This window comes from Campylobacter anatolicus, assembly GCF_018145655.1.
Lineage (GTDB): Bacteria > Campylobacterota > Campylobacteria > Campylobacterales > Campylobacteraceae > Campylobacter_A > Campylobacter_A anatolicus.
The window spans coordinates 242,065-266,807 of sequence record NZ_JAGSSY010000003.1; the positions used below are offsets into that span (position 1 = coordinate 242,065).

At 36.3% G+C, this 24,743-nt stretch carries 24 protein-coding genes; 4 read left to right on the forward strand and 20 right to left on the reverse strand.

Going from position 1 to position 24,743, the window contains the following annotated elements; all coding sequences use genetic code 11:
- Window positions 1–134 precede the first annotated feature (134 nt).
- The 11 genes from KDE13_RS06535 to KDE13_RS06585 all read right to left on the reverse strand — a co-directional run bounded on the left by KDE13_RS06535 (window position 135) and on the right by KDE13_RS06585 (window position 8,721).
- On the reverse strand, window positions 135–782 hold the full coding sequence (locus tag KDE13_RS06535) for a hypothetical protein (RefSeq protein WP_212142081.1): 648 nt from the start codon (window positions 780–782) through the stop codon (window positions 135–137).
- A gap of 8 nt (window positions 783–790) precedes the next feature.
- Window positions 791–1,600: a DUF2314 domain-containing protein gene (locus KDE13_RS06540; RefSeq protein WP_229204077.1), complete on the reverse strand. Its 810-nt coding sequence runs from the start codon at window positions 1,598–1,600 to the stop codon at window positions 791–793.
- Between the two features lie 128 nt (window positions 1,601–1,728).
- Complete coding sequence (hemC, locus tag KDE13_RS06545; RefSeq protein ID WP_212143166.1) at window positions 1,729–2,664, reverse strand: hydroxymethylbilane synthase; 936 nt, start codon at window positions 2,662–2,664, stop codon at window positions 1,729–1,731.
- Window positions 2,664–3,119: an FxsA family protein gene (locus KDE13_RS06550; protein ID WP_212143167.1), complete on the reverse strand. Its 456-nt coding sequence runs from the start codon at window positions 3,117–3,119 to the stop codon at window positions 2,664–2,666. Before KDE13_RS06550 ends, hemC begins: the two co-directional genes overlap by 1 nt.
- Complete coding sequence (locus KDE13_RS06555) at window positions 3,110–4,816, reverse strand: proline--tRNA ligase (protein WP_212143168.1); 1,707 nt, start codon at window positions 4,814–4,816, stop codon at window positions 3,110–3,112. The genes KDE13_RS06550 and KDE13_RS06555 overlap by 10 nt, the downstream gene beginning before the upstream one ends.
- Window positions 4,816–6,102, reverse strand: coding sequence for a glutamyl-tRNA reductase (gene hemA, locus KDE13_RS06560; RefSeq protein ID WP_212143169.1), 1,287 nt, complete (start codon window positions 6,100–6,102; stop codon window positions 4,816–4,818). Before hemA ends, KDE13_RS06555 begins: the two co-directional genes overlap by 1 nt.
- Window positions 6,102–6,995 carry a polyprenyl synthetase family protein gene (locus KDE13_RS06565; protein WP_212143170.1) on the reverse strand — a complete coding sequence of 298 codons (894 nt, stop codon included), beginning with the start codon at window positions 6,993–6,995 and terminating at the stop codon, window positions 6,102–6,104. Before KDE13_RS06565 ends, hemA begins: the two co-directional genes overlap by 1 nt.
- Before the next feature lie 9 nt (window positions 6,996–7,004).
- Window positions 7,005–7,466: a hypothetical protein gene (locus KDE13_RS06570; RefSeq protein WP_212143171.1), complete on the reverse strand. Its 462-nt coding sequence runs from the start codon at window positions 7,464–7,466 to the stop codon at window positions 7,005–7,007.
- Window positions 7,459–7,713 (reverse strand): DUF2018 family protein, encoded by a 255-nt coding sequence (locus KDE13_RS06575; protein WP_212142086.1) that lies wholly within the window; start codon window positions 7,711–7,713, stop codon window positions 7,459–7,461. The genes KDE13_RS06570 and KDE13_RS06575 overlap by 8 nt, the downstream gene beginning before the upstream one ends.
- 52 nt (window positions 7,714–7,765) lie before the next feature.
- Window positions 7,766–8,392 (reverse strand): HAD family hydrolase, encoded by a 627-nt coding sequence (locus KDE13_RS06580; protein WP_212143172.1) that lies wholly within the window; start codon window positions 8,390–8,392, stop codon window positions 7,766–7,768.
- A complete protein-coding gene (locus KDE13_RS06585) occupies window positions 8,389–8,721 on the reverse strand; it encodes a hypothetical protein (protein WP_212141042.1) in 333 nt (110 codons plus the stop codon). Before KDE13_RS06585 ends, KDE13_RS06580 begins: the two co-directional genes overlap by 4 nt.
- Before the next feature lie 133 nt (window positions 8,722–8,854).
- Between KDE13_RS06585 and KDE13_RS06590 the strand changes: the two genes are divergently transcribed.
- Entirely contained in the window at window positions 8,855–10,129 is a 1,275-nt protein-coding gene (locus KDE13_RS06590) for an O-acetylhomoserine aminocarboxypropyltransferase/cysteine synthase family protein (protein WP_212143173.1), read from the forward strand.
- A gap of 501 nt (window positions 10,130–10,630) precedes the next feature.
- Here the strand turns inward: KDE13_RS06590 and KDE13_RS06595 are convergent.
- The 5 genes from KDE13_RS06595 to KDE13_RS06615 form a co-directional block, all read right to left on the reverse strand.
- Window positions 10,631–12,079, reverse strand: coding sequence for a potassium/proton antiporter (locus KDE13_RS06595; RefSeq protein ID WP_212141040.1), 1,449 nt, complete (start codon window positions 12,077–12,079; stop codon window positions 10,631–10,633).
- A gap of 35 nt (window positions 12,080–12,114) precedes the next feature.
- Complete coding sequence (locus KDE13_RS06600; RefSeq protein ID WP_212141039.1) at window positions 12,115–12,564, reverse strand: pyridoxal-5'-phosphate-dependent protein; 450 nt, start codon at window positions 12,562–12,564, stop codon at window positions 12,115–12,117.
- 26 nt (window positions 12,565–12,590) lie between these two features.
- Window positions 12,591–13,832 carry an ArsS family sensor histidine kinase gene (locus KDE13_RS06605; protein ID WP_212141038.1) on the reverse strand — a complete coding sequence of 414 codons (1,242 nt, stop codon included), beginning with the start codon at window positions 13,830–13,832 and terminating at the stop codon, window positions 12,591–12,593.
- Entirely contained in the window at window positions 13,832–14,512 is a 681-nt protein-coding gene (locus KDE13_RS06610) for a response regulator transcription factor (protein ID WP_212143174.1), read from the reverse strand. Before KDE13_RS06610 ends, KDE13_RS06605 begins: the two co-directional genes overlap by 1 nt.
- Window positions 14,513–15,339: 827 nt before the next feature.
- Entirely contained in the window at window positions 15,340–16,749 is a 1,410-nt protein-coding gene (locus KDE13_RS06615) for a Do family serine endopeptidase (RefSeq protein WP_212141036.1), read from the reverse strand.
- 156 nt (window positions 16,750–16,905) lie between these two features.
- On the opposite strand from KDE13_RS06615, the gene KDE13_RS06620 reads away from it, so the two are divergent.
- Window positions 16,906–17,790, forward strand: a complete 885-nt coding sequence (locus tag KDE13_RS06620; RefSeq protein WP_212141035.1) for a DnaJ C-terminal domain-containing protein — start codon at window positions 16,906–16,908, stop codon at window positions 17,788–17,790.
- A gap of 3 nt (window positions 17,791–17,793) precedes the next feature.
- Window positions 17,794–18,171 (forward strand): heat shock protein transcriptional repressor HspR, encoded by a 378-nt coding sequence (locus KDE13_RS06625; RefSeq protein WP_212141034.1) that lies wholly within the window; start codon window positions 17,794–17,796, stop codon window positions 18,169–18,171.
- 143 nt (window positions 18,172–18,314) lie between these two features.
- Here the strand turns inward: KDE13_RS06625 and KDE13_RS06630 are convergent, their stop codons facing one another.
- Entirely contained in the window at window positions 18,315–19,511 is a 1,197-nt protein-coding gene (locus KDE13_RS06630; protein WP_212143175.1) for an ABC transporter permease, read from the reverse strand.
- 102 nt (window positions 19,512–19,613) lie between these two features.
- Window positions 19,614–22,214: a preprotein translocase subunit SecA gene (gene secA / locus KDE13_RS06635; protein ID WP_212143176.1), complete on the reverse strand. Its 2,601-nt coding sequence runs from the start codon at window positions 22,212–22,214 to the stop codon at window positions 19,614–19,616.
- 94 nt (window positions 22,215–22,308) lie between these two features.
- Between secA and lolA the strand changes: the two genes are divergently transcribed.
- Complete coding sequence (gene lolA / locus KDE13_RS06640) at window positions 22,309–22,821, forward strand: LolA-like outer membrane lipoprotein chaperone (RefSeq protein WP_212142093.1); 513 nt, start codon at window positions 22,309–22,311, stop codon at window positions 22,819–22,821.
- A 38-nt stretch (window positions 22,822–22,859) separates the two neighbouring features.
- On the opposite strand, the gene KDE13_RS06645 is transcribed toward lolA, so the two are convergent.
- On the reverse strand, window positions 22,860–23,390 hold the full coding sequence (locus tag KDE13_RS06645) for a hypothetical protein (protein ID WP_212141030.1): 531 nt from the start codon (window positions 23,388–23,390) through the stop codon (window positions 22,860–22,862).
- Window positions 23,391–24,698, reverse strand: a complete 1,308-nt coding sequence (locus KDE13_RS06650) for an ATP-dependent DNA helicase (RefSeq protein WP_229204381.1) — start codon at window positions 24,696–24,698, stop codon at window positions 23,391–23,393.
- Window positions 24,699–24,743: the final 45 nt, after the last annotated feature.

A 24,743-nucleotide genomic window follows, 5' to 3' on the forward strand; every position in this document is an offset into this window, starting at 1 on the left:
AAACCATACATAAGCATCTTGCACCGCTTTAACAGCAAGTAATGCATTAAATTTATTGACCGTATGGGTGATGATGGCTAAATAGCTTAATATTTATTGGTTTATTTATCTCATTTTATTACTTTTAATTTAAATCAAGTCGTCTTAAAAAGATACCAGTTTTTGGCAACTTTTTCTATCATTATTATACGATTTGGGCTCATTTGTGGCATATTTTGCAAATCATCGCAACGGAAAAATCCTACTATATTATCAAGCATACCACCGATGATAAGAGTAAATACGCCATATTCTTCGTTAAGCTCAGCCATATTAAAGTGCAAGTCAAGAAGCTCACGCTTTAGCTCTGCCACACTATTCTCGCCGTCATTATATAGCTCGTAAACTCTCTCGAATTTTATTGCATTTTCTCTACCAAATTTTAAAAGTTCACTATCACTAGCTAAAATAAGGCGTAAATTTATGATATCTATCTCACTTTTAATATCATTATCAAGTCCATCATATTCGCTTACTATCTCACGCAACATAGCAGTTTGGACCAGACTTCGCACCGCCACTATCTTGCCATCGCTAATAAATGCATAAAGATCCACTGCCCAACCACTTTTACTCATTGCGATACGATATATCTCATACTCATCACTATTGCCAAGCTTGACAATATCTTTAAGCTCAAATCCACGAGTGTTTAGCTCGGTGGCGTATTTGCGTAACACGTTTATGTCGGTATTTGCAAAGATAAAGCTAAGGCTAAGTAAAAATATCAAAACCGCTCTCATATTTAAATTTATCTCTCAAGCACAGCTACTACATGCTCCCAGCCAACCGCACGAGCAAGCTCAAGGGCCGTTAGCTTATCAGGTGTTCTCGCATTTTTATCAGCTCCGTATTCTAGCAAAATCTCAACCATACTCGCATTTCCAGCGATCGCTTGGCGATGTAGCATAGTATATCCATCATCATCAACGCTAGTCGCTTCACTTGGGTTTTTATCTAAAAACTCAGTCAAACTCTTTTTCATATTCACACTCATCGGATGTTCATGCAAGTTCTCAGGATGCTCATCTTGCTCACTCACTAGCATGACACGAGAAGGATCGCCAAATTCCATCCCCCATGCCTTATCATGCTCTACTCTCTCATCAGTACTCATAGTCGCTCTCATCGCTTGTATGCTAAATCCACCGCAAACCTTACCATCACTAGCAAACATCCAGTCGCTTATATCAGCTAGTTCTACTTTGATCTTGTCGCCGTTTTTGGTGCCACGCAAGTCATTTGGCTCGTTTATCAAAGTACCGTAGATAAATTTACCATCAAAATAGACATCATTTATCCACATATGCTCCACTAGTAACTCACCGTCTATCTCTTCGCTAAACATTACCTTTACACAAGAAAAATCAAGCTTTGGAATGATACGCTGATACTCCCAAGACTGCTCACGCCAAAAATACCTAAACGTCTTACGAGCCTCATTAAAAGCTGCTAACATTCTTGCATTATCGCCATCAACTTCAAAAACTACCTCTTTTTTGCTATTCTTTTGAGCCACTGTTTTGTCTTTATCACCGAAAAATGAACTAAAAATTCCCATTTTCTATCCTTTTAAATTTTATTTATTATATAAAATTTTTTGATTTGCTTAAAATTTTTGTAGATTGTGGCGTAAAAAAATTTTGCAAGGCACAAATTATACTTTTGTACCTTGCGATTAAATTTATTCTATAAATTTGCCATCTCTTCAGCACGACGAAGTAGCTCTTTTGCCCCCTTTGAAATAAATTCTCTTGCCAACTCCTTACCGACACTTTGGTATTGACTCTTTTTAGCAACTATGTGTTTTTCTAAACTCTCACTTCCATCAGGCAGACCAACAATCGCCGATATGCTGATCTCATCACCGTTTAAAGTAGCGTTTATACCAATAGGTACTTGACAACCACCTTCGAGCATAGCGACAAAATCCCGTTCAATACTAGTCTCTATGACCGCTTTTTCATCACGCAAAAAGGCGATTTTGTCTAAAATCTCATCATTATTTACCGCCTCTATGCCTAAAGCTCCCTGCCCCATAGCAGGTATCATCTTTGTAAGATCAAATGGATAGATAAATTTAACTTCATCTTTTAAATTTAAGCGGTTTATCCCAGCCATCGCTAAAATGATCGCATCAAACTCACCATCTTTTAGCTTTCTGAGTCTAGTTTGGACGTTGCCACGAAGTGAGATGATATGCAGATCTGGACGCATTTTTAGCAGTTGCATTTTACGGCGAAGACTTGTTGTACCTACCTTTGCTCTTTGTGGTAAATCATCAAATTTAGCGTATCTCTCGCTTATCATCGCGTCCCTTACATCTTCGCGAGAACATATCGCCGCTAACACTAAACCATCAGGAAATACCACAGGCACATCTTTTAAGCTATGCACAGCAATATGCGTCTCACCACTAAGCATACTATCTTCGAGCTCTTTTGTAAAAAGCCCTTTACCGCCGATCTTGGCTAGTGGAGTATCAAGTATCACATCGCCCTTTGTCTTCATACCGACTAGCTCAACGTTTAAATCAGCATAATGCTGCATTAGGCGTGATTTGATATGCTCGCTCTGCCAAAGTGCTAGTATGCTCTTTCTTGTTGCTATCTTTAACTCTCTCATCATCTATCCTTTAAATTTCTTGTTTCATATATCACTTCAACATCTATAATATCATCTTCATTATAATTTTTTGTGCTATTTTGTCTAGATTTGAACTCATAATATGTAAAATTTTCTGTATTATGCATATTTTGCATTTTTGGCTTTATAAATAGCGAGGCGATAAGTACCGCAACGCCAAGCATATCACTCAAAATACCTGGCATAAATAGTAAAAATCCAGCAACTCCTAAACTAAGCGTATTTACAATGCTACCATTTGCAAATAAATTTAAAAACCCATTTATATTTGTTGTCCCATTTAGCCCCATACGAAAAATGAGTGCCAAACCAATTGCACCGCTTATTAAAATCTCAAGTAAAAGCGTAAAAAAGCCATAAGAGATTATGAAAAAATACGTCGCTATAAGCTCAACAATAATATATGGCGTAAATAAAATTTTCACTAATGACATAAAACGTCTTTTATCACGTTAAATGCGTCTTTTGCTTCTATCTTGGTTTTAGCTAGGCTCTTACGCTCTATCAACTCCACTTTGCCCTCAGCCAAATCTTTACCAACAAGCAATGCATATGGAAAACCAATAAGTTCAAAATCATTGATTTTTATACCAAATCGCTCATTTCTATCATCAAGTAAAACATTCACGCCATCATTTTTTAAGCTTTCATAAAGCTTAGTAGCAAATTCAATAGCATTTTCATCTTTTAAATTTGATATGATTATCTCTAAATCAAATGGTGCACAAGCCTTGTTCCACACGCATCCTCTCTCATCATGACTAGCCTCTATCATAACAGCTATTAAACGGCTCACACCTATGCCATAACACCCCATATAAAATGGCTTTGCTTTGCCATTTTCGTCTAAAAATGTCGCACCCATCGCGGCTGAATACTTCTGCCCAAGCTGAAAGATATGTCCCACTTCAATACCTTTGTGAATTTCCAGCTCACCACCACAGTGCGGACATCTATCACCAGAACTAACCGCAACTAAGTCTTTAAAACGCTCATTGTTAAAGCTAGATACGCTAACTCCTACAAAATGATACTCATGCTCGTTTGCACCGCATATCATAGAAGTAGCGTTTTTTAGCTCATTATCTATGTAAAAATCAATATTTTTTAGCCCAACAGGACCACAGTATCCAGCTACAATCCCAGCCGCTACGACCTCATCCTCACTAGCATCTATTAGCTCTAATGCACCACAAGCGTTTTGTGCCTTTGTCTCTTGTAACTCGTCGTTGCCACGCACAAAAAAGACTACCACTTTTTGCTCATTTTCATATATCGCCTTTTTAATGACCGCTTTTATCGTGTAATACTCATCAACTTTAAAAAAATCGGCCACAGCTTTTATAGTCTTTGTATTTGGTGTTAGAAATTTAGCAGCATCAGCCTCTGGTGCTTCAGATGTAGTTGTCTTTTTAGCTCTTTTTGCAGCCTCAATGTTTGCGGCATATTTGCAAGAGTTGCAGCAAAGTATATCATCTTCGCCATTTTTAGCTAACACCATAAATTCCTTACTCCCACTCCCACCTATCGCACCGCTATCAGCCTCAACTGCACGAAAATTCAGCCCCAAACGGGTAAAAATCCTCGAATAAGTCTCCTCCATTAGATCAAACTCACGTTTTAAATCACTCTCATTAGCGTGAAAGCTATAAGCGTCCTTCATCGTAAACTCACGACCTCTAAGCAGACCAAATCTAGGTCTTGCCTCATCTCTAAATTTGGTATTTATCTGATATAAATTTAACGGTAACTGCTTATAGCTCGTTACCTTACCACGCACAAGTGCGACTGCTGATTCTTCGTTAGTAGGACTTAAGACAAAGTCATTATCCTTTCTATCCTTAAAGCGTAAAAGCTCCTTGCCAAAGACATTGAAGCGTCCACTCTGTTTCCATAGTTCACCACTTGTAGTAACGCTAAAACTTACTTCCAATGCTCCAGCAGCATTCATCTCTTCACGCACGACATTTGCGATTTTATCATGCACGATCTTGCCAAGTGGCAAGAGATTATAAAGCCCTGAACCCATCTGCTCTACAAATCCGCCACGCACAAGGTAGATATGGCTAGGTAGCGTTGCGTCTTTTGGTGCTTCTTTTGTTGTTGGTGCATAAAATTTACTAAATTTCATTATATCTCCCCATCTTTTTCTATCTTTATCACTTTATTTTGCGGAACTATGTCAAAGACAAATCCCATAGCCTTAGCCACATCCTGTGCGTCATCACGAGATGCAAGTTGTTTTAAATTTACAGTTGGGCTATGCAAAAATGCCTTAAAAACCTGATGTATAAGCCGATAAGCTTCATCCTTGTCACTATGTCTTAGATAGCCTTTTTTTATAGCCTTTTCTAGCTCCGCCTCAGCACACTGCTGAGCTTTGATACGGATAGCTTTTATAACCGGTATACTTATGTTATCTTTCATAAATTTTAAAAACTCATTCGTGCTTTGACCTACGATTGAGTATGCGAGTTGTGCCTGTTCTTCACGTAAAGCTAAATTTTTCTTGACTATCTCTTCAAGATTATCTACACTATAAACGCTAATAGTTTCTGAATTTACAAGCTCTATATCGCGAGGTACGGCTATGTCAAAAAAGTAACGGTGAAACTCGCGTGGTTCTATAAGTAGTCCTGTTATGACAGGGTGCGGTGCAGATGTGCTTGAGAAAATGAGATCAAATTTATTAATGTAATCTTTTAGTTTTAATATCGTATCCCAACTAGCCTTTTCACCTAGCTCATCAACTAGCTGTTCTACTCGCTCAGTACTGCGGTTTATAATAATAACATCAGCTCCACTTGCTATTAGATGACGTGCTGCTAGTTCACCCATCTCGCCAGCTCCGACTACGACGGCAGTCTTGCCCTCTAATGTACCAAAAATTTCTTTTGCCTTTGCCACGGCTACGCTTGAGACTGATATTGGGTTTTTAGAGATTTGCGTCTCGTTTCGCACACGGGCAGCACACTTACAAGCGTAGTGTATCGCCTTACTGATATTTTCGCCACACACACCGTTATCACAGGCAAATTTAAAAGCTGCCTTTAGCTGTCCAACTATCTGCGTCTCGCCCACAACAAGGCTATCAAGTGAACTAGCCACTGAAAAGAGATGATGGACTGCACCGCTATTTTCATAGATATCAGCTCTCTCAAATAGCTCATCTTCAAAAACCCCTGAAAATACCGCCATACAGCGTATAATATGCGTAGTAGCTAGTTTCGTCTCATCAACATAAGCTAGGACTTCTACGCGGTTACAAGTGCTTAATACCATACACTCATCTACATTTTTACTTGATTTTATCAGCCTTAAAATTTGATCTTTTTTCTCATCGCTATCAAGGGCTAGTTTCTCGCGTACAGCGATGTTGGTATTTTTATGTGTAAAACTAATATTTAGATAATTCATCAAAATTCCCTATCTATCATACTTGTAATAATGCTCTCAAGCTCTTCATTTTTATACTCTTTTATAGCTTTTAATGCCTCATCGCATATCGATTTGGCCTCATTTATGCACCGCTTTATGCAACCAAATTTAATCAAGCTTTGCTTTATCCACTCACTCTGCTCATTATTTAGCTCTTTGGCATGAAGTGAGACTAGACGCTCTTTATCACTTTTTGAAAGTGCTTCATACAGATATATATAAGGCAGAGTTGTTTTGCCCTCTTTATAATCATTAAGTGATGGCTTACCAAGAGTTGTGCTATCTTGCGTTATATCAAGCACATCATCTATTATCTGAAATGCAAGTCCTAGATTTTTACCATAAATTTTAAACTTCTCTTCATCTAATCCAGCAAGTATCGCTCCACATCTAGCACTTGCCTCTATCAAAACGGCGGTTTTATAATATATCATATCCATATATTTTTGCTTATCAGCGTTAAAGCTCTCTCCAAGACGCACATCAAGCAACTCACCTATGCTTAAGTGGCTAACCGCCTGCGAAAGACACTGAGCGATATTTGGAGTAAATTTAGAAAGCTCAAAAAAGCCTTTTGAGTATAATATATCACCCAGCATTACCGCATTTTTTGTACCAAAAATGGCATTTATGCTAGGTTGTCCTCGCCTAAGCTTTGCTTCATCTATGATGTCATCATGTAGTAAACTAGCCAGATGGATGAGCTCTATTATCGCACAAAGTCTAAGTGAATCCTTGCTCTCTTTGGCAATTTTTAATATTAGTTTTGAGCGTAGTTTTTTACCTGAGCTTATGCAAGCAAACATCTCATTTATCCCGATATAGCCCAACTCATCTATAAATTCAAGCATTATTTCATCTATTTTATTCATATCTTGCCTTTAGTTCTCGTTATTCATGGTATTACCTACGACACTTCGCACAGGCGGGTCAATAAAGTTCACATCTATGCGTTTGCTCTCATCAAGGATATTTACATTAAAACTAGCCTTTCGATTTTCAAATTTTACAAATGATAGATACAATTTCACAGCATCTGTCGTTGGCATAGTAAAATCAGGTAAAATTCGTTGCATATATGTATCAACTCCGTGTCTAAGCGAAAGGCTCATTTGGCGTGGATAGCGACGGAAAAAGCTCTGTACTACGATATTTGTGCTATCATAGAGCGTCCAACGAAAGTCAAATACATCTTGCTTTTGAGTTGCCTTTTCAGTGATAAACACCCTAGCCCATTCATCTTTTTTAAGCTCAAAAGTATGTGTCTGGGCTGGATCAAATTTAGGAGCACCAGCATAGCAAAGAGTGTAAAATAGCATACAAATGTAAAAAATTCTACTCATTTTGGCTTAAAATTTCTCCGCTTAATGCGATATATAAATCGTTTAAACCATCTTCAAGCACATCAGGATTTTGTGCTTTGTAGCTATTTATCATCGCTTCGTTAAAGCCATTTTTATCGCAAAACTCACGCATTATAACGAGCTCTTCAAATACACGCTCAAGCTCTTTTGCGACTACCGTAGGACTTGCATTACGCACAATATCTATCAATTTATCTCTAGGGGTGCCTTCAAAAATATCAATCACAGCTAACTTTCATCGTAAAATAAGCCCAAATTATAACCAAATAAGATAAATTTTATGTCAAATTATCTATAATACTCCACGCTTCATCTACATCTTTAGCGTTAAACTCAGCAGTCTTGCTCCCATCACCAAAGCCCCAACTTACCTGCATATACGCTATATTAGCGTTTTTGGCAGCCAACTCATCCTTTTTGCTATCGCCTACAAATATCGCAATATCCGCCCCTGTACGTTTCAAAGCAAGAAATAGCATAGCTGGATCAGGCTTTTGTGCCACACCCTCATCAACGCCAATAATCTCATCAAACAGCTCATAAATTTCATTTTTTCTCAAAATTGCTTCAAGCGTATTTTGCGGTGCATTACTTGCTAAAACCACAGCATACCCAGCATTTCGGCACTTTATTAAAAGCTCTTTAACACCATCATAGCATACAGCAAATTTATCATAATAAGCTTTAAATTTATCCTCAAAACCCTGTTTTAGTCCAGCACTTGGATTATCAATACCATAAAAATCAAGTGCGAGATTACGCCCTGGCTCATTTATCGCCTTAACTATAAAGTCTGTATCAAGCGGTGCTAAGCCCATCTCATTACGAAGTTCATTTATCGTGCATTCTATCGCCTTTGCACTATTAATTATTGTGCCATCCATATCAAATATTACCGCTTTCAACTCTCATCCTTAAATCTATTTTTATGTTTATCTTTTTTATAATTTTTTGAGTTTTTTAGCTTATCAAGTGCATTTGCACTACGTAAAAGCTCGTCTCGTTTAGCCCCCGCGATAAGTAAATTTATAAAACTCTGTAGTGCTTTGCTATAAGGTTGGTCTAAAAATACAGGCTCGACCTTAGCTACAATATCCGCATTTTTCGCTACTCTAGCACGAAAAGTAACCTCATCAAAGTCATTACGTTTTAGCGAAGCAATGGCAAATTTAGCAAATTTTTCTAAAGCACGAAGGTATTTTACACGTTTTGCTTTTTCATCTGTCATACTCATTTTTACCCTTTAAGCTATAAATTATAGCAGTTTTTACACACTTTTTATAAAAATTTACGTTAAATTTACATTTGTTTTACTTTTTTTGCAACAAAATAGTAGAATATAGCCAAATTTTTAAAAAGGAGAGAGAGTGAAACAAGAGAGCATTGCAATACACGCAGGATACGATACGAAACAAGGTACAGGAGCTATGGCGGTGCCGATTTATTCTACTACAGCATTTGACTTTGGTACGGCTGACACAGCAGCAAACCGCTTTGCATTAGCTGAGCTTGGACCTATATACTCACGCCTTACAAACCCTACGCTTGATATTTTAGAGACCCGTTTTGCCGAGTTTGATGGCGGAGCAGCTGCGATAAGTACTTCAAGCGGACAAGCAGCGATGTTTTTTGCTGTGGCAAATTTAGCTGCGGCAGGAGACAATATCATCTTAGCCAGTAAAGTTTATGGTGGTGCAACATCACTATTTACACATACAATGAAGAGGTTTGGTTTACAGGCTAGAATATTTGACGCTGATAGTGCAGATGAGCTTGAGAATTTGATAGACGATAGGACAAAAGCGATATTTTTTGAATCCCTTTCAAATCCGCAAATCGCCATCCCAAATATAGAAAAAATCACGCAAATCGCCAAAAAACATAGGGTTGTGACGATAGTTGATAACACAGTGGCAACACCCGTGCTGTTTGCACCATTCTCACACGGCATAGACATGGCAGTATATAGCGTAACAAAATATGTCGGCGGTCAGGGAAATGCCTTAGGCGGTATGATAGTTAGTTCAAAGGAATTAAATGCACTACTAAAAGGCAACCCACGCTATCCGCACTTTAATGAGCCAGATGAGAGCTACCACGGACTTGTATTTGCGAGTTTACCTGAGATATTTGATATAAATACGCTTCGCATACGTGTTGGACTTATGAGAGATATCGGTGCTGTGCTTTCTCCAGATAGTGCATTTAAGATTATCCAAGGACTTGAGACGCTTAGTATAAGGATGCAAAAACACTGCGAAAATGCTCTAAAAGTGGCTGAATTTTTAAGCTCACACAATAAGGTAAAAGCGGTAAACTACCCAGGACTTAAGAGTGATAAATTTAATGATAGAGCTAAAAAATATCTAAAAGATGGGTTTGCAAGTGCGTTAATAAGCTTTGATGTGGGTGATAAAGAGATAGCAAAACATATCATAAACTCAACTAAACTTTTCAAAATAGTAGTAAATATCGGCGACACAAAATCACTCATCACTCATCCAGCTAGTACAACCCACTCGCAACTAAGCGAAGCTGAGCTAAATGCAAATGGTATAGGTGCAGGGGTGATTCGCCTAAGTATTGGCATAGAAAATGCCGATGATTTAATAGCCGATCTAAAACAAGCGTTAGATGCGTAAGTCAATAAGTTAAAGGCTCAAAATGAGCCTTTAAAAATTATAAATTTAATTATTTAAAATACTTTCAATATCACAATCTCCACCATCAAATATTAATTTGTTGTCATATTTTAAAATAGCTTTTCAAAAAATAGCTTTTCAAGCCACAACTACGATATATCTGTCTATAAATAAATCTCTTTCAAAGTTGTTGTCTTAACGATTTTTGCAATTCTTTATATAAATTTATCTCTATCTTGTTAACTTTTAGAATCACAAAATCAATAGCAATAACTAAAAATCATAAATTTAATAAAGTTGATGAAAAGCAATTCTAAACTTTTATCAAACATAAATTTAAAAAAGGTAAGACTATCACAACTAGACTTTGTAATTAAAATTGAGAGTAGTATTCATTTAGCAATATTTATTCAACTTATAATAATATAAGACAAGGCAAACATTTTAATTTAAAGCATATAAAATTTTAAAAGCACTCAATCATAGACATAAAAGATATTTTTAATCTATCATAAAACTCTTAATAGTCTCTTGATAAAGTGCATGGTTTTCACACTGAATAAGCAACAAATCGCCCTCTTCAAATATAGACGAACCACTAGCTTTTACATACTCATTTTTACGTTTGATTAGAATAATAAGAAATTTCTCAGGCAATTCAAGCTCAGCCAAGTTTTTACCGATGAGTTTTGAGCCAAAATGTATCGTATGTTGACGAAGTGCGTATGTTAAGATAGGTGAGTTTTCTGTTGCTTTTATCGGTTCTATCTGCTGTTCTTCGTTAACTTTTAGCTTTTTAGCAACGAGTCCAAGAGACATACCCTGCATAAATATAGATATCAAAACCATACAAAATATGATATTAAATATCATATTTGCGTGTTCTATACCATCAACATATGCATATGTAGCAAGAACAACAGGCACAACACCACGAAGCCCTACCCAAGACACAAAGAGTTTTTCGTTTATCTTATATCTAGAAAATACAAGCGATACAAAAACACCAACAGGTCGTGCAATAAATGTGAGCCACATAGCAAGGATAAAAGCAAATAGTGCGATACCTGGAAGCTGAGATGGATATACAAGCAAGCCAAGCGTTAAAAACACTACTATCTGCATAGTCCAAGCGATACCATCGTGAAAACCTATCAAATTTTTCTTATGCACAAATTCTTTTTTATTTATAAAAATTCCTGCTATATAAACAGCTAAATATCCATTGCCACCGACTTTAAAACATAGTGTATATAGCAACAATACCCACGCAATAGAAAACACTGGATAAAGTCCCCAGTTATCAAGTCTTAGCTTATTAAATATTGATGGAAGTGCTACTCCAAATAAATAACCAATCAAAATTCCTATACCAAACTGCATACAAAGCGTAGTAATCCAATCCGTAAGCGTCGGCATAGTCGAAAGTGAAATCATCTGAACTATACTCATTGTAAGAAATATAGCCATAGGGTCATTTGAGCCAGATTCAAACTCTAAAAGTGGAGCAAGGTTATTTTTAAGTGAAATTTTCTTTGCTCTAAGGATTGCAAATACCGCAGCGGCATCAGTTGAAGAGATGATAGCACCGAGTAAAAATGCCTCTAACCAATCAAATCCAAGTAACAATTTAGCCACCGGTGCTATACAAACGGCTGTCAGAACAACTCCAAGCGTCGCTAATGTCAACGCACGTCCAAAAACTGGCTTAATAGAGTTAAAATTTGTATCAAGACCACCGGCATATAAAATAAAAATTAGTGCAATCATACCAACATTTTGAGCGATGTATTGGTTATCAAACTGCACTCCGAGCAAGCCATCTGAGCCAGCAAGCATACCTATAAACAAAAATACGAGCAATGATGGGATACCAAATTTATCAGAAATTTTACTCATAAAAATGCTTGCTAATAGTAAAATAGCAAAAAATAGAAGTAAATTTTCCATAAAATCCCTTTTTAAAATTTAGTCAATTTAAAATTTTATAAAATATTTTCAAAAATTTCATACTCGTTATCAATACTTAAAACATCAAGTAAAACGCCATAATTATCTTTTATCTCATCTTGAAATTTAGTAAGCAAAGTCCATGCATTACTAGCATCATTTGGATAGCTTAGCACTAGGTCTATAGGTTTTTCATTTAAAAACTCCTGAATTCCTCCTAAAAGCAATGACGCACCAAGTTTATCAGTAGCATAAAGTATCGCTATACAGTGTTCTCGCTCTTTTATGACGACATCAGTTTGTCTTAAAATTTCTTCAAAAATTTTATCATACCCAAACTCACTAGGAAGACGAAAATATATCAAAGATATGCTATCTGCACCCTTATCTACGGTATGATAACGCTCTATGATAGAAATTTCTAGCTCGACTAAAGACAAAATATTTTTTGGTGAAATTATAGATGAAAAGACTTGTGCCGCCATTTTTGTCCTTTTAAATTTATTTACTTTTATTTCGTTATTATACCTTTTAAATTCTCAAAAGAAAATATATTTAGACTGTTTTTATATTCATATCCTAGCCTTAATCCATGTGCTTCAAGGATATTGCTGACGATATAAAGCCCCAAACCAAAGCTTTTTTGTGCATTTTCACCTTTTATAAATGGCTCGATATAAAATTTCAAGTCATTTTTTAGTCGCTCACCTTGTGTGATGAATTTAATATACTCGTTGCTAATCGTAATATTTACATGTTTATCGCTTGAATATTTTATACCATTATCTATCATATTTTTGATCGCTATAGCAAAAAGTTTAAAATCAACATTTAGCCTAACTTCATCAAGTTCATTAATGCTAACCTGATCTTTTTCGATCATAGCTATATCAAGAGCCTCATCCATCAAATCCTCAATAAAGCAAGTTGTCTTATTGCTTAATGCGATCTTCGATGTCGTTTGTTCGATAGCAGCAAGTTCGTTTATAAGGCTTTCTAACTTATGAAATACCGATATAAGTCGCTCTTGATTTTTTCCACTTTCTATCATCTGGGCAGCTATAAGACCTTTAGTAATCGGCGTTTTTAATTCATGCATAATGTTACGTAAAAATAGATGTCGTGAGTCATTTAGTGTCTTTATCTGACAAACCGCATCATAAAAAGCCTGTGAAACCTCTGAAATTTCATCATTTCCACGACTAACATTTGCAACATCGTTTAAATTCCCAGCAGCAAATTTATCTATCTGTCGCTTTAACCGACGCAAAGGCTTTATCTTGTAAAGTACAAATATGTAAGCACCAAGTAAAATTAATGCAACTACTACAAATACGACCTTTATAACTTCATATCTATACGGCTGAAACTCTTTATCTTTGAGTAGTTTTACTTCATCAAGATGCTGTATCTTTAGATAGTGGTGCTTATCAAATAGTAAAATCGCACTCGAACCGATGTCGTCTGAAATTTCTTCGATGATAGTTGCGTGAGTTAAAATTACAGTCTTTCTATTTTCATCTTTTATCTCTGGCATATCAACGCTACCAAGTTGACGAGTAAATTCCTCTTCATTTATTATTCCGCTCATATAAAATAAATTTGCACGTGCGACATTTGAATATTTTGTATTTAGCTCACGAGTGTAATTTTGCTTATCAAACTCCATAAGCCATAAAAATGCGAAAAATATCGATATAAGTGCAAGAGCAAATATAAAGGTTATAGTGATAAATATCGATGAACGTTGCATCAAAGAACCAGCTTATAACCAATGCCACGTATAGCGTGAATGTAACGTGGTTCTTTTGGATTTTCACTGAGTTTTGCACGTATGCGACCTATGATGACATCTATGCTTTTGTTTGAACTGTCCTCGTTTATACTATCGCAATTATAAATAAGCTCTTCGCGTGTAACGGCACCACCTTGCTTTTTTAAAAGATATTCAAGTATATCAAACTCAGCTGCAGTTAAATTTAAAGGACTGCCTTTAAACAATATCTCGTGTTCAAATTCTTTAAGCACTATATCTTTTTTAAAATTCTGCCCCAGCTCATCGTTCATACTCACACTTCGGCGACGCATATGACTCTTTATACGAGCAAGTAACTCTTGCGGATCATAAGGCTTTGGCAGATAATCATCAGCTCCGTTATCTAAGGCATTTACCTTGTCTGTGATGTCGTGTCTGGCACTTGAAATAATGATAGGTATATTGTGATCTTTACGAATTTCTTTACATACCTCAAGTCCATCAAGCCCAGGTAACGTAAGATCTAAAATAACTAGGTCAAAACTCTGTGTATTTAGTGTAGAAAGCCCTATATATGGCTCATCTGCAGTTGTTACTTGTATGTCAAATTTGCTTAGATATTCACATAAAAGCTCGGCTAACTCACTATCATCTTCTATCATTAAAATTTTTATCATATCTTAGCCTTATTGTCATAATTTAGGCGATTATAGCAAAAATGAGCTTAGCTTTTAACTAAATTTAATATCTAAAACACATAAACACAAAACTCAATCAAATCATTACTCTTTTATTGTTAGGCTTTAAAAATTTATTACGACTATAGTATCTACTATATTTTTAAGCTACTATTTAAGTATCTCAAATGCGTTATTACTACTTTAAAGCAAACGTAATATTAATGTATAAAGCTATTCACATCCTTTATAACTTCATATTTATAGTCCTCAACGTCTAACGATTTACCCTATGTTTAGCTTCTTTCATTCTTATTTTGTGTCATTTGGCTTTTTTAGCTACTAAATCTTTTATCAAATGTTACATAAACATACATTAAGCAAGCCATTACACCACTCTCATCATAAGCCATAAAAGAAAAATTAAACACTTTATTACAAAATACGATTCTATCTCTATCGCTAAATTCATAACTATGCTTCTAATCTCTAAATTTACAAGTCCAAACTCCATTTCTAACTAGAAATATCAAGTTTGATATTAAATTTAGCCAAACATCGGCTCATTTAGTTAAAATCTCACTAAATATATCAAACGACTTGCATTCATATTCAAAGCATCTAATTTGATAGTTTTCTTGTCTTATCCAAGCTCTTTTTATCATAAAAGTTATGCTCTTCGTTAAAGAGATAATACACTATGTCATTTGCTTAAATTTGTTTTTACAAGTCCGCTCATAGCTTCTTAATTTAAGCAATTATATAAAAATACATTAAAAATTAGGGTAAAAATGAGAGAAAAGGCGAACGAGTGTTCGCCTTTATAATTACTTAATAACCAAACCTTGCATTATGCCTTTGCGGTTGACCCAGACTAGAGCTTTTTTGCCTTTATGAGCCTGTATAGCTTTAGTAAAACTTTGCACATCTTTTATACTCTCTTCGCCCACTTGCACGATGATATCTCCTCGTTCAAACCCAAACTCTTCTGCTTTTGAATTCCTTTTTACATCAGTTACTAAAATACCAATAATCTCGCTACTTAGTCTAAATTTAAAACGAAGTTCTTCACTTAAATTTGATACGCTAAGCCCATCCACGATAGAGCTATCTTTTGCAGCTTTGAGATTTTTGTCCATATTTGCTAGTCTTAGCTTTGTGTCATAGCTCTTTCCTGAACGCTCATATGTTATGCTTATCTCGCTATTTGGCGATAATGAGCCTATTAAATTTTTAAGATCAGTTGCATTTTTGATACTTTTACCATTTGCTAGCGTGACTAAATCACCTCGTTTTAACCCAGCTTCATCTGCTGGTAAGCCCTTTTCAATACTACTTATTAAAGCACCTTCTTTACTGTTATATAGATCTTTTTGTTCATCTGTTAAATTTGCTATCATTACTCCGATATATCCACGTTCTATCTTACCATCATTTATGAGCTTTCCTGCAACATCTTTTACCATCGTTGAAGGTATCGCAAATCCGATGCCACTGCTATCGCCACCACGTGAAAGTATGGCTGAGTTTATACCGACTAATGCCCCACGGCTATCTACTAACGCTCCGCCTGAATTGCCAGGGTTGATTGAAGCGTCAGTTTGGATGAAATTTTCATACTGATTTAGTCCTATATTATCTTTATTTAAGCCTGATACGATACCCTGCGTTACACTTTCGCCCACACCAAATGGATTACCTATTGCAAATACAACATCTCCATCAAGTAGCTTTGATGAATCTGCAAATTTAATCGCATTTAGCCCATTTGCTTCTATCTTTATAACAGCCAGATCGGTCTTTGGATCGCTCCCTATGATCTTAGCTTTATACTCCTTACCGCCGTTTGGTAGAGTAACTAAAATTTGATCGCTATCTTCAATAACATGGTAGTTTGTAACGATATAACCATTGTCTGATATGATGACGCCAGATCCTAGTGAAGTGCTCTTTTCGTTCTCTCTTGGCACACCAAAGTTAAATCCAAAAAAATCTCTAAAAAAGGGATCATTAAACATCTGTTCTACGCCATTTCTGCTATTGGTGGTTCGTGTGGTCGAGATATTTACAACTGATTTTTTAGCATCAGCTATCGAGCTATGATATGATAAAATAACATTTTTATCATTTTGTAGTGGAGAGATACGAGTTATATCAGAATCCGCTTCTAAAAAATTTATATTAGCTGCAAAAATACAACTAGCAACTGCAACTGAAAGCAAAACCATTTTTTTCATATAAAATCCTTATTTTTTAAATTTTGCATAATTATAAACTTTTGTAAATAATAAAATTTTAATAAAACAAAGAAATTTGTAAATGGATATTTTTACAAACTTGATTGACTAAGACTAAAGTTTTATGATATAATAGCTGTAAAAAAAGGAGTAAAAGTGAGTGAAAGTCTATATGAAACACTTGGTGTTAGCAAGGGTGCAAGTAGCGATGAAATCAAAAAAGCGTACCGTAAACTAGCCCGCAAATACCATCCAGACATCAACAAAGACCCTGGTGCGGAGGATAAATTTAAAGAGATAAATGCTGCCTATGAAGTTTTAAGCGATGATAAAAAACGTGCCTTGTATGATACACACGGCGACACTATGTTTGGGGGACAAAATTTCCACGACTTCGCACGAGGTCAAGCTGGTATGGGTGATCTAAACGACATCATAAATAGCATATTTGGTGGCGGTTTTAGTGGTGGCAGGAGTAAATTTAATGGTGGTTTTAGCAGTTTTGGCGGATTTGGAGCGGAGGACTTTGGTGGATTTAGTACAGGACTTGATATAAACGCAAAGATAAATATACCGTTTGACGTAGCCGTCATAGGTGGCGAACACTCTATAAATTTAAATGGCAACAGCATAAAAATCAAGATACCAAGTGGCATAAATGATGGCGAGAAACTGCGTATAAAAGGCAAAGGTAAAAGTGCTGGTGGCAGAGTCGGTGACTTGCTTTTAAGCGTAAATATAGAACAAAGTAGTGAGTATGAAAGGGATGGAGATGACTTGTATAAGGATGTAGAGATACCACTCAAAACTATGCTCTTTGGCGGTAAAGTAGAAATTCATACATACAAAAAAGATGTAACTATAAAGATAGCTGAAGGCTCAAAAACAGGTACAAAGATACGGCTAAAAGGATATGGAGTGCAAAATAGGAAGAGCGGAATTTATGGCGACTTATACTTAAAAGCACGTGTAAAACTACCAAATTTAGTCGAGCTTGACCCTGAATTTGTTAAAAGCTTAAAAGAAAATTTACCGGAGTAAAATATGCAAAATTACGATGAACCGCTATACCTAATAAGTGTTGTTGCAAAGATCTTAAGCATACATCCACAGACCCTAAGACAATATGAGCGTGAAGGGCTTGTAGAACCATCTCGCACAGAGGGAAAGATGCGACTTTATTCACAACGTGACGTGGATCGCGTCAAGATGATACTGCGTCTAACACGCGATCTTGGCGTAAATTTAGCTGGCGTTGATGTGATATTGCAGCTTAAAGAAAAAATGGATGAATTTGAAACTACAATAGCAGAGCTAAGAGCCAAGTTAGATAGGCCAAATGGAGGAACTATACCAACTAAAAAATCGCTAGTCAAACGTAAAAATAGCTTTGATTTGATATTTTATGAAGAGAACAAATAGCAAATTTAACTGATAAATTACATCAAAATTATCAGTTAAATTTAAAGCTACTTCAAATTTTTAAAAGTTTTTGTAGGCATATTAATATTCTTTTTGCTTTTGCCACTTTAAATATAAATTTATAATCTCAAAAATCTATAAATTTATTCATTTCTCAGCGTCTCAAGCACGTTTATTTGCGTTGCTTTTTTTGCTGGGTAAAATGACGAAAGTGCTACAATAACGACTGCTCCAACAACTATCATTGCAAGGTCGATAAGTGATAGCTCCATAGGTAACTTTGAACTACCATAAACATCGGCCGGTAGGTTTATAATATCAAAACTACCAAGTAACCAAATACTTAAAAAACCTAAAATCAACCCAAAGACTATCCCGCTACCACCAATAACAAGCCCTTGATAAAAAAAACTATTCTTTATCTCCATCTTACTAGCTCCAAGTGCAAGCAACAAGGCGATCTCTTGACGCCGATTCATCACAGTCATTAAAAGTGAGCTTATGATATTTAGCGATGCCACAAGGATAATAAGCATAAGCACGATAAATAATGCACGTTTTTCGAGTGCAAGAGCTGAAAAAAAGTTACCATTTTGTTGCCACCAGCCGATCGCCTTTAACCCAATAGGAAGATTATTTTGAACTAAATTTATATCATCAAATGGCTTTAACGAATATACGTGTATACCATCATATACACCCTCTTTATACCCTAGCACCTTTCTAAGATCAGCAACATTTACATACGAATATGCTTTGTCATAAGCGATAAGCCCAGAGCTAAAAGTTGCACTCACATCAAAGCGTTTCATCTTTGGAATGAGTGCAAAGCCACTAGGGTCTGAGTGTGTAAATATAATTGTCAGCTTGTCATTATCGGCAAGTCTAAATCCGCTTCTTATCCCTTGACCGATTAAAATTTCAAACTCATTTACCGACTTCTCGCCAAGTGCCTCACGCACGACAGAATTTATCTGTTTCTCATCATCAAAATTTACACCAAAAAGCAGACCACCCTCAAGCGAATTTGCACCTTTGTATATAACTTGCGTGTTGATATATGGGCTAAATTTAAGTGACGGAAATTTCGCTTTTAATTCATCCACTAAAACATCATTTATATCACCCTTAAAGGCACTTGCTATCGTTATAGGATAATTCATTGTAAAGAGCTTACGTTCAAACTCTTTATCAAATCCATTCATTATAGCCATCGCTACTATAAGTACCATAAGACCCACGCTAACGCCTAAAAACGCCAATATCGCACTCAATGTAATAAACGGCTGGGACTTGTCAAAGCGTAGGTATTTAAACAACAGATACTTTGGTAATGTCATTGATGACCCTTTTAAATTTGACTTTTTAGTGGCGTTCGTATTAAACACTCACAAATTTTTTATAAATTTATAGTTCGTCTTGTTTTTAACGCACCGATAATTTTAAGCAAAAATGCCCTTTTTAGGACCACTTTTACCGCAACAATCTTTGTATTTTTTACCACTTCCACAAGGACAAAGTGAGTTGCGTGGTATCTTTTTCCCACCCATTACGGCTAGTTTTGGCTCATTATTTTGATGCAAGCCCTCATTATGCTCGGTCTGCATACGCTCACGCATAGCCGCTGTCTCACGCTCCTGCTCTTCTTGGCTTCTTAGACGCACCATTTGAAGCATCTTTATGCTCTCAGTTTTTAAGCGAAGCACAAGCTCCATAAAGAGATTATAACTCTCTTTTTTATACTCAGTTAGTGGATCTTTTTGATTGTATCCACGCAGACCTATGCCTGTTTTTAGTATATCCATCTGATACAAATGCTCTCTCCATGCCTTATCAAGCACTTGTAAGTATAAAATTTTCTCTATTTCACGCTGCTGCTCTGGTGCAACAACGCTCATCTTATTACTATAGCTTTTTGCGAGTATGTCGGTAACTTTAGTTAAAATTTCATCATACTCAAGCCCTTTTAGCTCATTTTCATCTATGCTCTCACCGCAGTCATTTGCGACAAGTAAACATAAGCCCTTAAGATCATAATCATCTTTTAATCCGCCATGGAAAATATCAGCCATATCCAATAAATTTGCTACATACTCTGAGCGATTTTGTGCGATTTTCTCGCTCATATCAAACTCTTTATCCAGTAGCTCATCGCGGTATTTATATATCGTTTTCCTCTGCTCATTTGCGACATCATCGTATTCAAGTAGGTGTTTCCTGGCCTCAAAGTGTAGACTTTCTACCTTTTTCTGGGCGTTTTCAACAGCACGGGTTACCATCTTGCTCTCTATACTCTCGCCTTCTTCGATCCCCAAGCGATCCATTATCGCTTTTATGCGGTCTGAGCCAAAAATCCTAAGTAAATTATCCTCCAAACTTAAGTAAAATCTACTCATACCAGGATCCCCTTGGCGTCCTGCACGGCCACGAAGTTGGTTATCTATCCTCCTACTCTCATGTCTCTCTGTGCCTATTATGTAAAGTCCACCAAGACTACGCACCTCATCATTTATACGTATATCAACGCCACGTCCAGCCATATTTGTAGCTATTGTCACAGCACCTTTTGCACCAGCTTCAGCGATAATCTCAGCCTCTTTTTCATGATTTTTAGCATTTAATACAGAGTGAGGAATTTTTGCTTTTACTAACATCTCGTGTAAAACTTCACTTCGCTCGATACTTGCTGTTCCTACAAGCACCGGTTGCCCCTTGTCATGAGATAGCTTTATCTCATCAATAACGGCTTTAAATTTTTCTGCCTGAGTTTTATAAATAAGGTCATTTTTATCCACTCTGATGACTGGCACATTTGTAGGTATTGAGATAACCTCAAGCTTATAAATTTGAGAAAACTCAGTCGCTTCTGTCTGTGCCGTGCCCGTCATACCAGCTAGTTTATCATACATCCTAAAATAATTTTGATAAGTAGTATCAGCTAGAGTTTGACTCTCTTCTTGGATTTGCACACCCTCTTTTGCTTCTAATGCTTGATGAAGCCCCTCACTAAAGCGTCTGCCCTCGCTTAAACGCCCTGTAAATTCATCAACTATCACGACTTCATTCTCTTTTACGACATAATGCACATCACGCTCAAAAAGGTTATGTGCTTTAAGTGCTTGGTCTAAATGATGACTTAAAATAGCATTTTCAAGATTATATAAATTTTCTACACCAAATAGCTTTTCTGCCTTATTTATGCCCTCTTCGGTTATCATTATCGTGCGATTTTTCTCATCCACGACAAAATCGCCAGTCGGCTTTGAACCCGGCACATTAACATCTGCTGGCTCTCCACGTGTAAGCTTTTGAGCCACCTCATTTGCCTTTATATAACCATCAAGCGTTCGATTTGTCGGACCTGAGATGATAAGCGGTGTTCTAGCCTCATCTATTAAAATGCTATCCACCTCATCTACAATAACAAAATTATGGCCTCTTTGCACCTTGTCTTTTGCATCAAATTTCATATTATCCCGCAGATAATCAAAGCCAAACTCTGAATTTGTACCATATGTTATATCGGCTTTATAGGCGGCTTGTCGCACTCCATCTTCATAAACGCCACTTAGCACCACATCTACGCTAAGTCCTAAAAATTTATAAAGCTCACCCATCTGAGTCGCATCACGCTTAGCTAAGTAGTCATTGACAGTGACGACATGAACACCCTTACCACTCATCGCATTTAGTACGACAGGCAGAGTTGCCACGAGCGTCTTACCCTCACCTGTTTTCATCTCAGCTATTTTGCCATCATGAAGCACCATACCGCCTATTAGCTGGACATCAAAGTGCCTCATGCCAAGAGTTCTTTTACTAGCTTCACGCACGATAGCAAATACATCATTTAGCACATCATCGAGGCCTTTGCCTTCTTTTATTTCTGCTCTAAAAGTCTCAAATGCTGCCTTTAGCTCATCATTACTCATCGCCTGATACTTCGGCTCTAATGCGTTTATATGCTTCACACGCTTTGCATACGCCTTAACTTCTCTGTCATTTTTAGTACCAAAAATTTGTCTAAATATCGCTGATATCATCTGTAACCTTTGTAAATTTTAAATCATAGATTGTAGCATACTTTAACTATTTATTTAATTAAAGTGAGCTAGAATAACGCAAAAAGGATGTAAAATGAGAAAAATTATAATACTCGCCGCATTTGTAATTACTAGTTTTTCGGCTGAATTAAATTTTAAAAGTTTGCAGAGCGATTTTGTGCAAGTTGTAAATAGCGAAGGTAAAGCCATAAGCTACACAGGTATATTTTACGCTAAAAGCGATAATACCGCACTTTGGATATATAAAAACCCAACACCAAAAAGGATTTATTTTGAAAAAAATCGTGTGATAGTTATAGAGGACGAATTAGAACAAGCTATCATCTCGCACCTTGATGACACGCCAAATTTAACGCAGATTTTAACTCACGCGGAGCAGATTCAGCCGACACTTTATAAAGCGATATACGACGGTGTTGATTATCTAATCACCCTTAAAGATGACCTTCCAAGCACGATTGATTATAAAGACAAGCTTGGTAACAAGATAAAAATCACACTTCAAAATACAATCAAAGACGCTCTTATACCAACTAAAACATTAACTCCGATAATACCGCAAGGATATGATATAATCAATCAATAAATTTAATGAGCTTTGAGATATTTTCAAAGCTCTACGATCTACTGCTCACCAAAATCTTTGCCAAATTCCTGAATGTTTTTTAGATCTATTGGACGCTGATCCATCATAGATGAATCAGGTGCTATTATAATGTCATTTCCTTTTTTGCGTGGTCTTTCTATCTCAGCTTGTGTCATTGGCGTTGAGCAGAGATTTTGCGTTTGTATCGCCTTAATAATCTCTCGTAATTCAAGATCATTTATTACTTTTATATTTAGTATCAATACATCATCAATATCAATGGCATGTTTTTTGGCGGCGTATTTGATAAACATCTCTTTAAATTTTTCTTTGCCCATTGAGGTAAGGATATCTTCAACGTAAAAGCTACCCACGATAACGTTTAAAGCGTCAAGTATATATGATTCATTATCCACTACATCACGACCAATGACTTCTAAGTTTAGATTAATCTTCTTTGTTAAATTTGCCGCCGCTTTTGAGTATATATCAGTCTGAAAATCCGTTACTCTAAGTACGTCAGCCCACACAAAAACACTTAAAATCACAGTCAAAATAAGCTTTTTCATCTAAAAATTCTCCTTAATATTTTCAAATTTATTCTCTTTATAAAATTTAAAAACTTCATCGTCAATTTTAACCACTTTTCTTAAATACTGCCTAAAATCACCGCTTCTATTATAAAAAAGTTTTAGCCTAGCTGGGTCTTTGGCACGGGATAGTGCGACATAAAGCTGCCCGTTTGCAAAAATGTGATTTAGATCGCAAAAGAGCGAGTTTATACTCATTCCCTGCGATTTGTGGATAGTCAGAGCGTAGGCAAGTTTGAAAGGAAACTGCAAAAATGTTGCCAAAGTGTTTTGCTCTATCTCATCGCCAACTATATCAAACTCACCAAGTTCGTATAAGTTTTTAGTTATCTCGCTTATCTCACCACTATCTTTTTGCACAATTACGCTCTCGCAAATACCATTTTCCTTGATGATCTGGACTATCTTGCCCTGTTCGCCGTTATAATACTCGCCCCATTTATTTGTAGTAAAAATTATCTTCGTGCCGATTTTCATATTTAAATTTAATGGTGCGGATAGCGAATTTATCCAGCTCTGCACGGTATTTGGATGTAGATTTTCTCTCATTAAGTTAACCTGTGCGACAGAGGTCTCCATCGGAGCGTTTATAGCGTTTAATCGTTCTTCATTTAGCCTATCTACCTCTAAATTTCGCCCAAAAAGCACACTATCATCTTCGCTAGTTTCAAATTTATCAACTCTAAGTGAGCTAATATACTCAATTACCTCATCATCTAAAATGCCTACTCTAAGCCGTGACAAAATTTCATAAAATTTAATATCTCGTGTGCGTTTAGACACGAGCAATTCAACATTTGTAAGCCCTAGCTCACTCCAAGCGTGTGAACTAAATGCATAGGTGAATTTAAAAAGTGCATTTGGGTTATTTTCACTCTTAAAAACAGGTGGTAGCTGATAAAAGTCCCCAACTAGCAGAACACGCCCTTTAAATTTAGAAGTATTTAGGCGATATCGCACCATCTCCATCACATCAGAGCTAACCATAGAGATCTCATCTATCACAAGCAAGTCACAAATATCTAGTATCGCACGAAGTTGAGAGAGTTTGTTTCGTTGTTTTTTATCAAAGCTACGTAACTCTTCGTAATTCTTACATATCCCAAATTTAAAAAAGCTATGAACGCTTACCCCACCTAGCCCAACGGCACTTATGCCAGTTGAACCAAGTATTATGACATTTTTTAGCTCATTTCGGTAGTATTTTATGATAGCTTGTGTTAGATAAGTTTTGCCAACTCCACCGCCACCTGTTAAAAATATATTTGAATGCTCTAAAATACTCAAAATTTGAGCTAACACTCCTTGCTCCTATCTCGCATTTTATGCTAT

Bases quoted from the DNA above. Each gene is read 5' to 3' on its own strand.
- KDE13_RS06555 (WP_212143168.1), bottom strand. From the start codon at position 4,816: ATGAAATTTAGTAAATTTTATGCACCAACAACAAAAGAAGCACCAAAA.
- hemC (WP_212143166.1), bottom strand. From the start codon at position 2,664: ATGAGAGAGTTAAAGATAGCAACAAGAAAGAGCATACTAGCACTTTGG.
- lolA (WP_212142093.1), top strand. From the start codon at position 22,309: ATGAGAAAAATTATAATACTCGCCGCATTTGTAATTACTAGTTTTTCG.
- KDE13_RS06610 (WP_212143174.1), bottom strand. From the start codon at position 14,512: ATGATAAAAATTTTAATGATAGAAGATGATAGTGAGTTAGCCGAGCTT.
- KDE13_RS06565 (WP_212143170.1), bottom strand. From the start codon at position 6,995: ATGAATAAAATAGATGAAATAATGCTTGAATTTATAGATGAGTTGGGC.
- KDE13_RS06615 (WP_212141036.1), bottom strand. From the start codon at position 16,749: ATGAAAAAAATGGTTTTGCTTTCAGTTGCAGTTGCTAGTTGTATTTTT.
- KDE13_RS06605 (WP_212141038.1), bottom strand. From the start codon at position 13,832: ATGCAACGTTCATCGATATTTATCACTATAACCTTTATATTTGCTCTT.
- KDE13_RS06570 (WP_212143171.1), bottom strand. From the start codon at position 7,466: ATGAGTAGAATTTTTTACATTTGTATGCTATTTTACACTCTTTGCTAT.
- KDE13_RS06595 (WP_212141040.1), bottom strand. From the start codon at position 12,079: ATGGAAAATTTACTTCTATTTTTTGCTATTTTACTATTAGCAAGCATT.
- KDE13_RS06630 (WP_212143175.1), bottom strand. From the start codon at position 19,511: ATGACATTACCAAAGTATCTGTTGTTTAAATACCTACGCTTTGACAAG.
- hemA (WP_212143169.1), bottom strand. From the start codon at position 6,102: ATGAATTATCTAAATATTAGTTTTACACATAAAAATACCAACATCGCT.
- secA (WP_212143176.1), bottom strand. From the start codon at position 22,214: ATGATATCAGCGATATTTAGACAAATTTTTGGTACTAAAAATGACAGA.
- KDE13_RS06535 (WP_212142081.1), bottom strand. From the start codon at position 782: ATGAGAGCGGTTTTGATATTTTTACTTAGCCTTAGCTTTATCTTTGCA.
- KDE13_RS06625 (WP_212141034.1), top strand. From the start codon at position 17,794: ATGCAAAATTACGATGAACCGCTATACCTAATAAGTGTTGTTGCAAAG.
- KDE13_RS06585 (WP_212141042.1), bottom strand. From the start codon at position 8,721: ATGAGTATGACAGATGAAAAAGCAAAACGTGTAAAATACCTTCGTGCT.
- KDE13_RS06550 (WP_212143167.1), bottom strand. From the start codon at position 3,119: ATGTCATTAGTGAAAATTTTATTTACGCCATATATTATTGTTGAGCTT.
- KDE13_RS06540 (WP_229204077.1), bottom strand. From the start codon at position 1,600: ATGGGAATTTTTAGTTCATTTTTCGGTGATAAAGACAAAACAGTGGCT.
- KDE13_RS06600 (WP_212141039.1), bottom strand. From the start codon at position 12,564: ATGGCGGCACAAGTCTTTTCATCTATAATTTCACCAAAAAATATTTTG.
- KDE13_RS06645 (WP_212141030.1), bottom strand. From the start codon at position 23,390: ATGAAAAAGCTTATTTTGACTGTGATTTTAAGTGTTTTTGTGTGGGCT.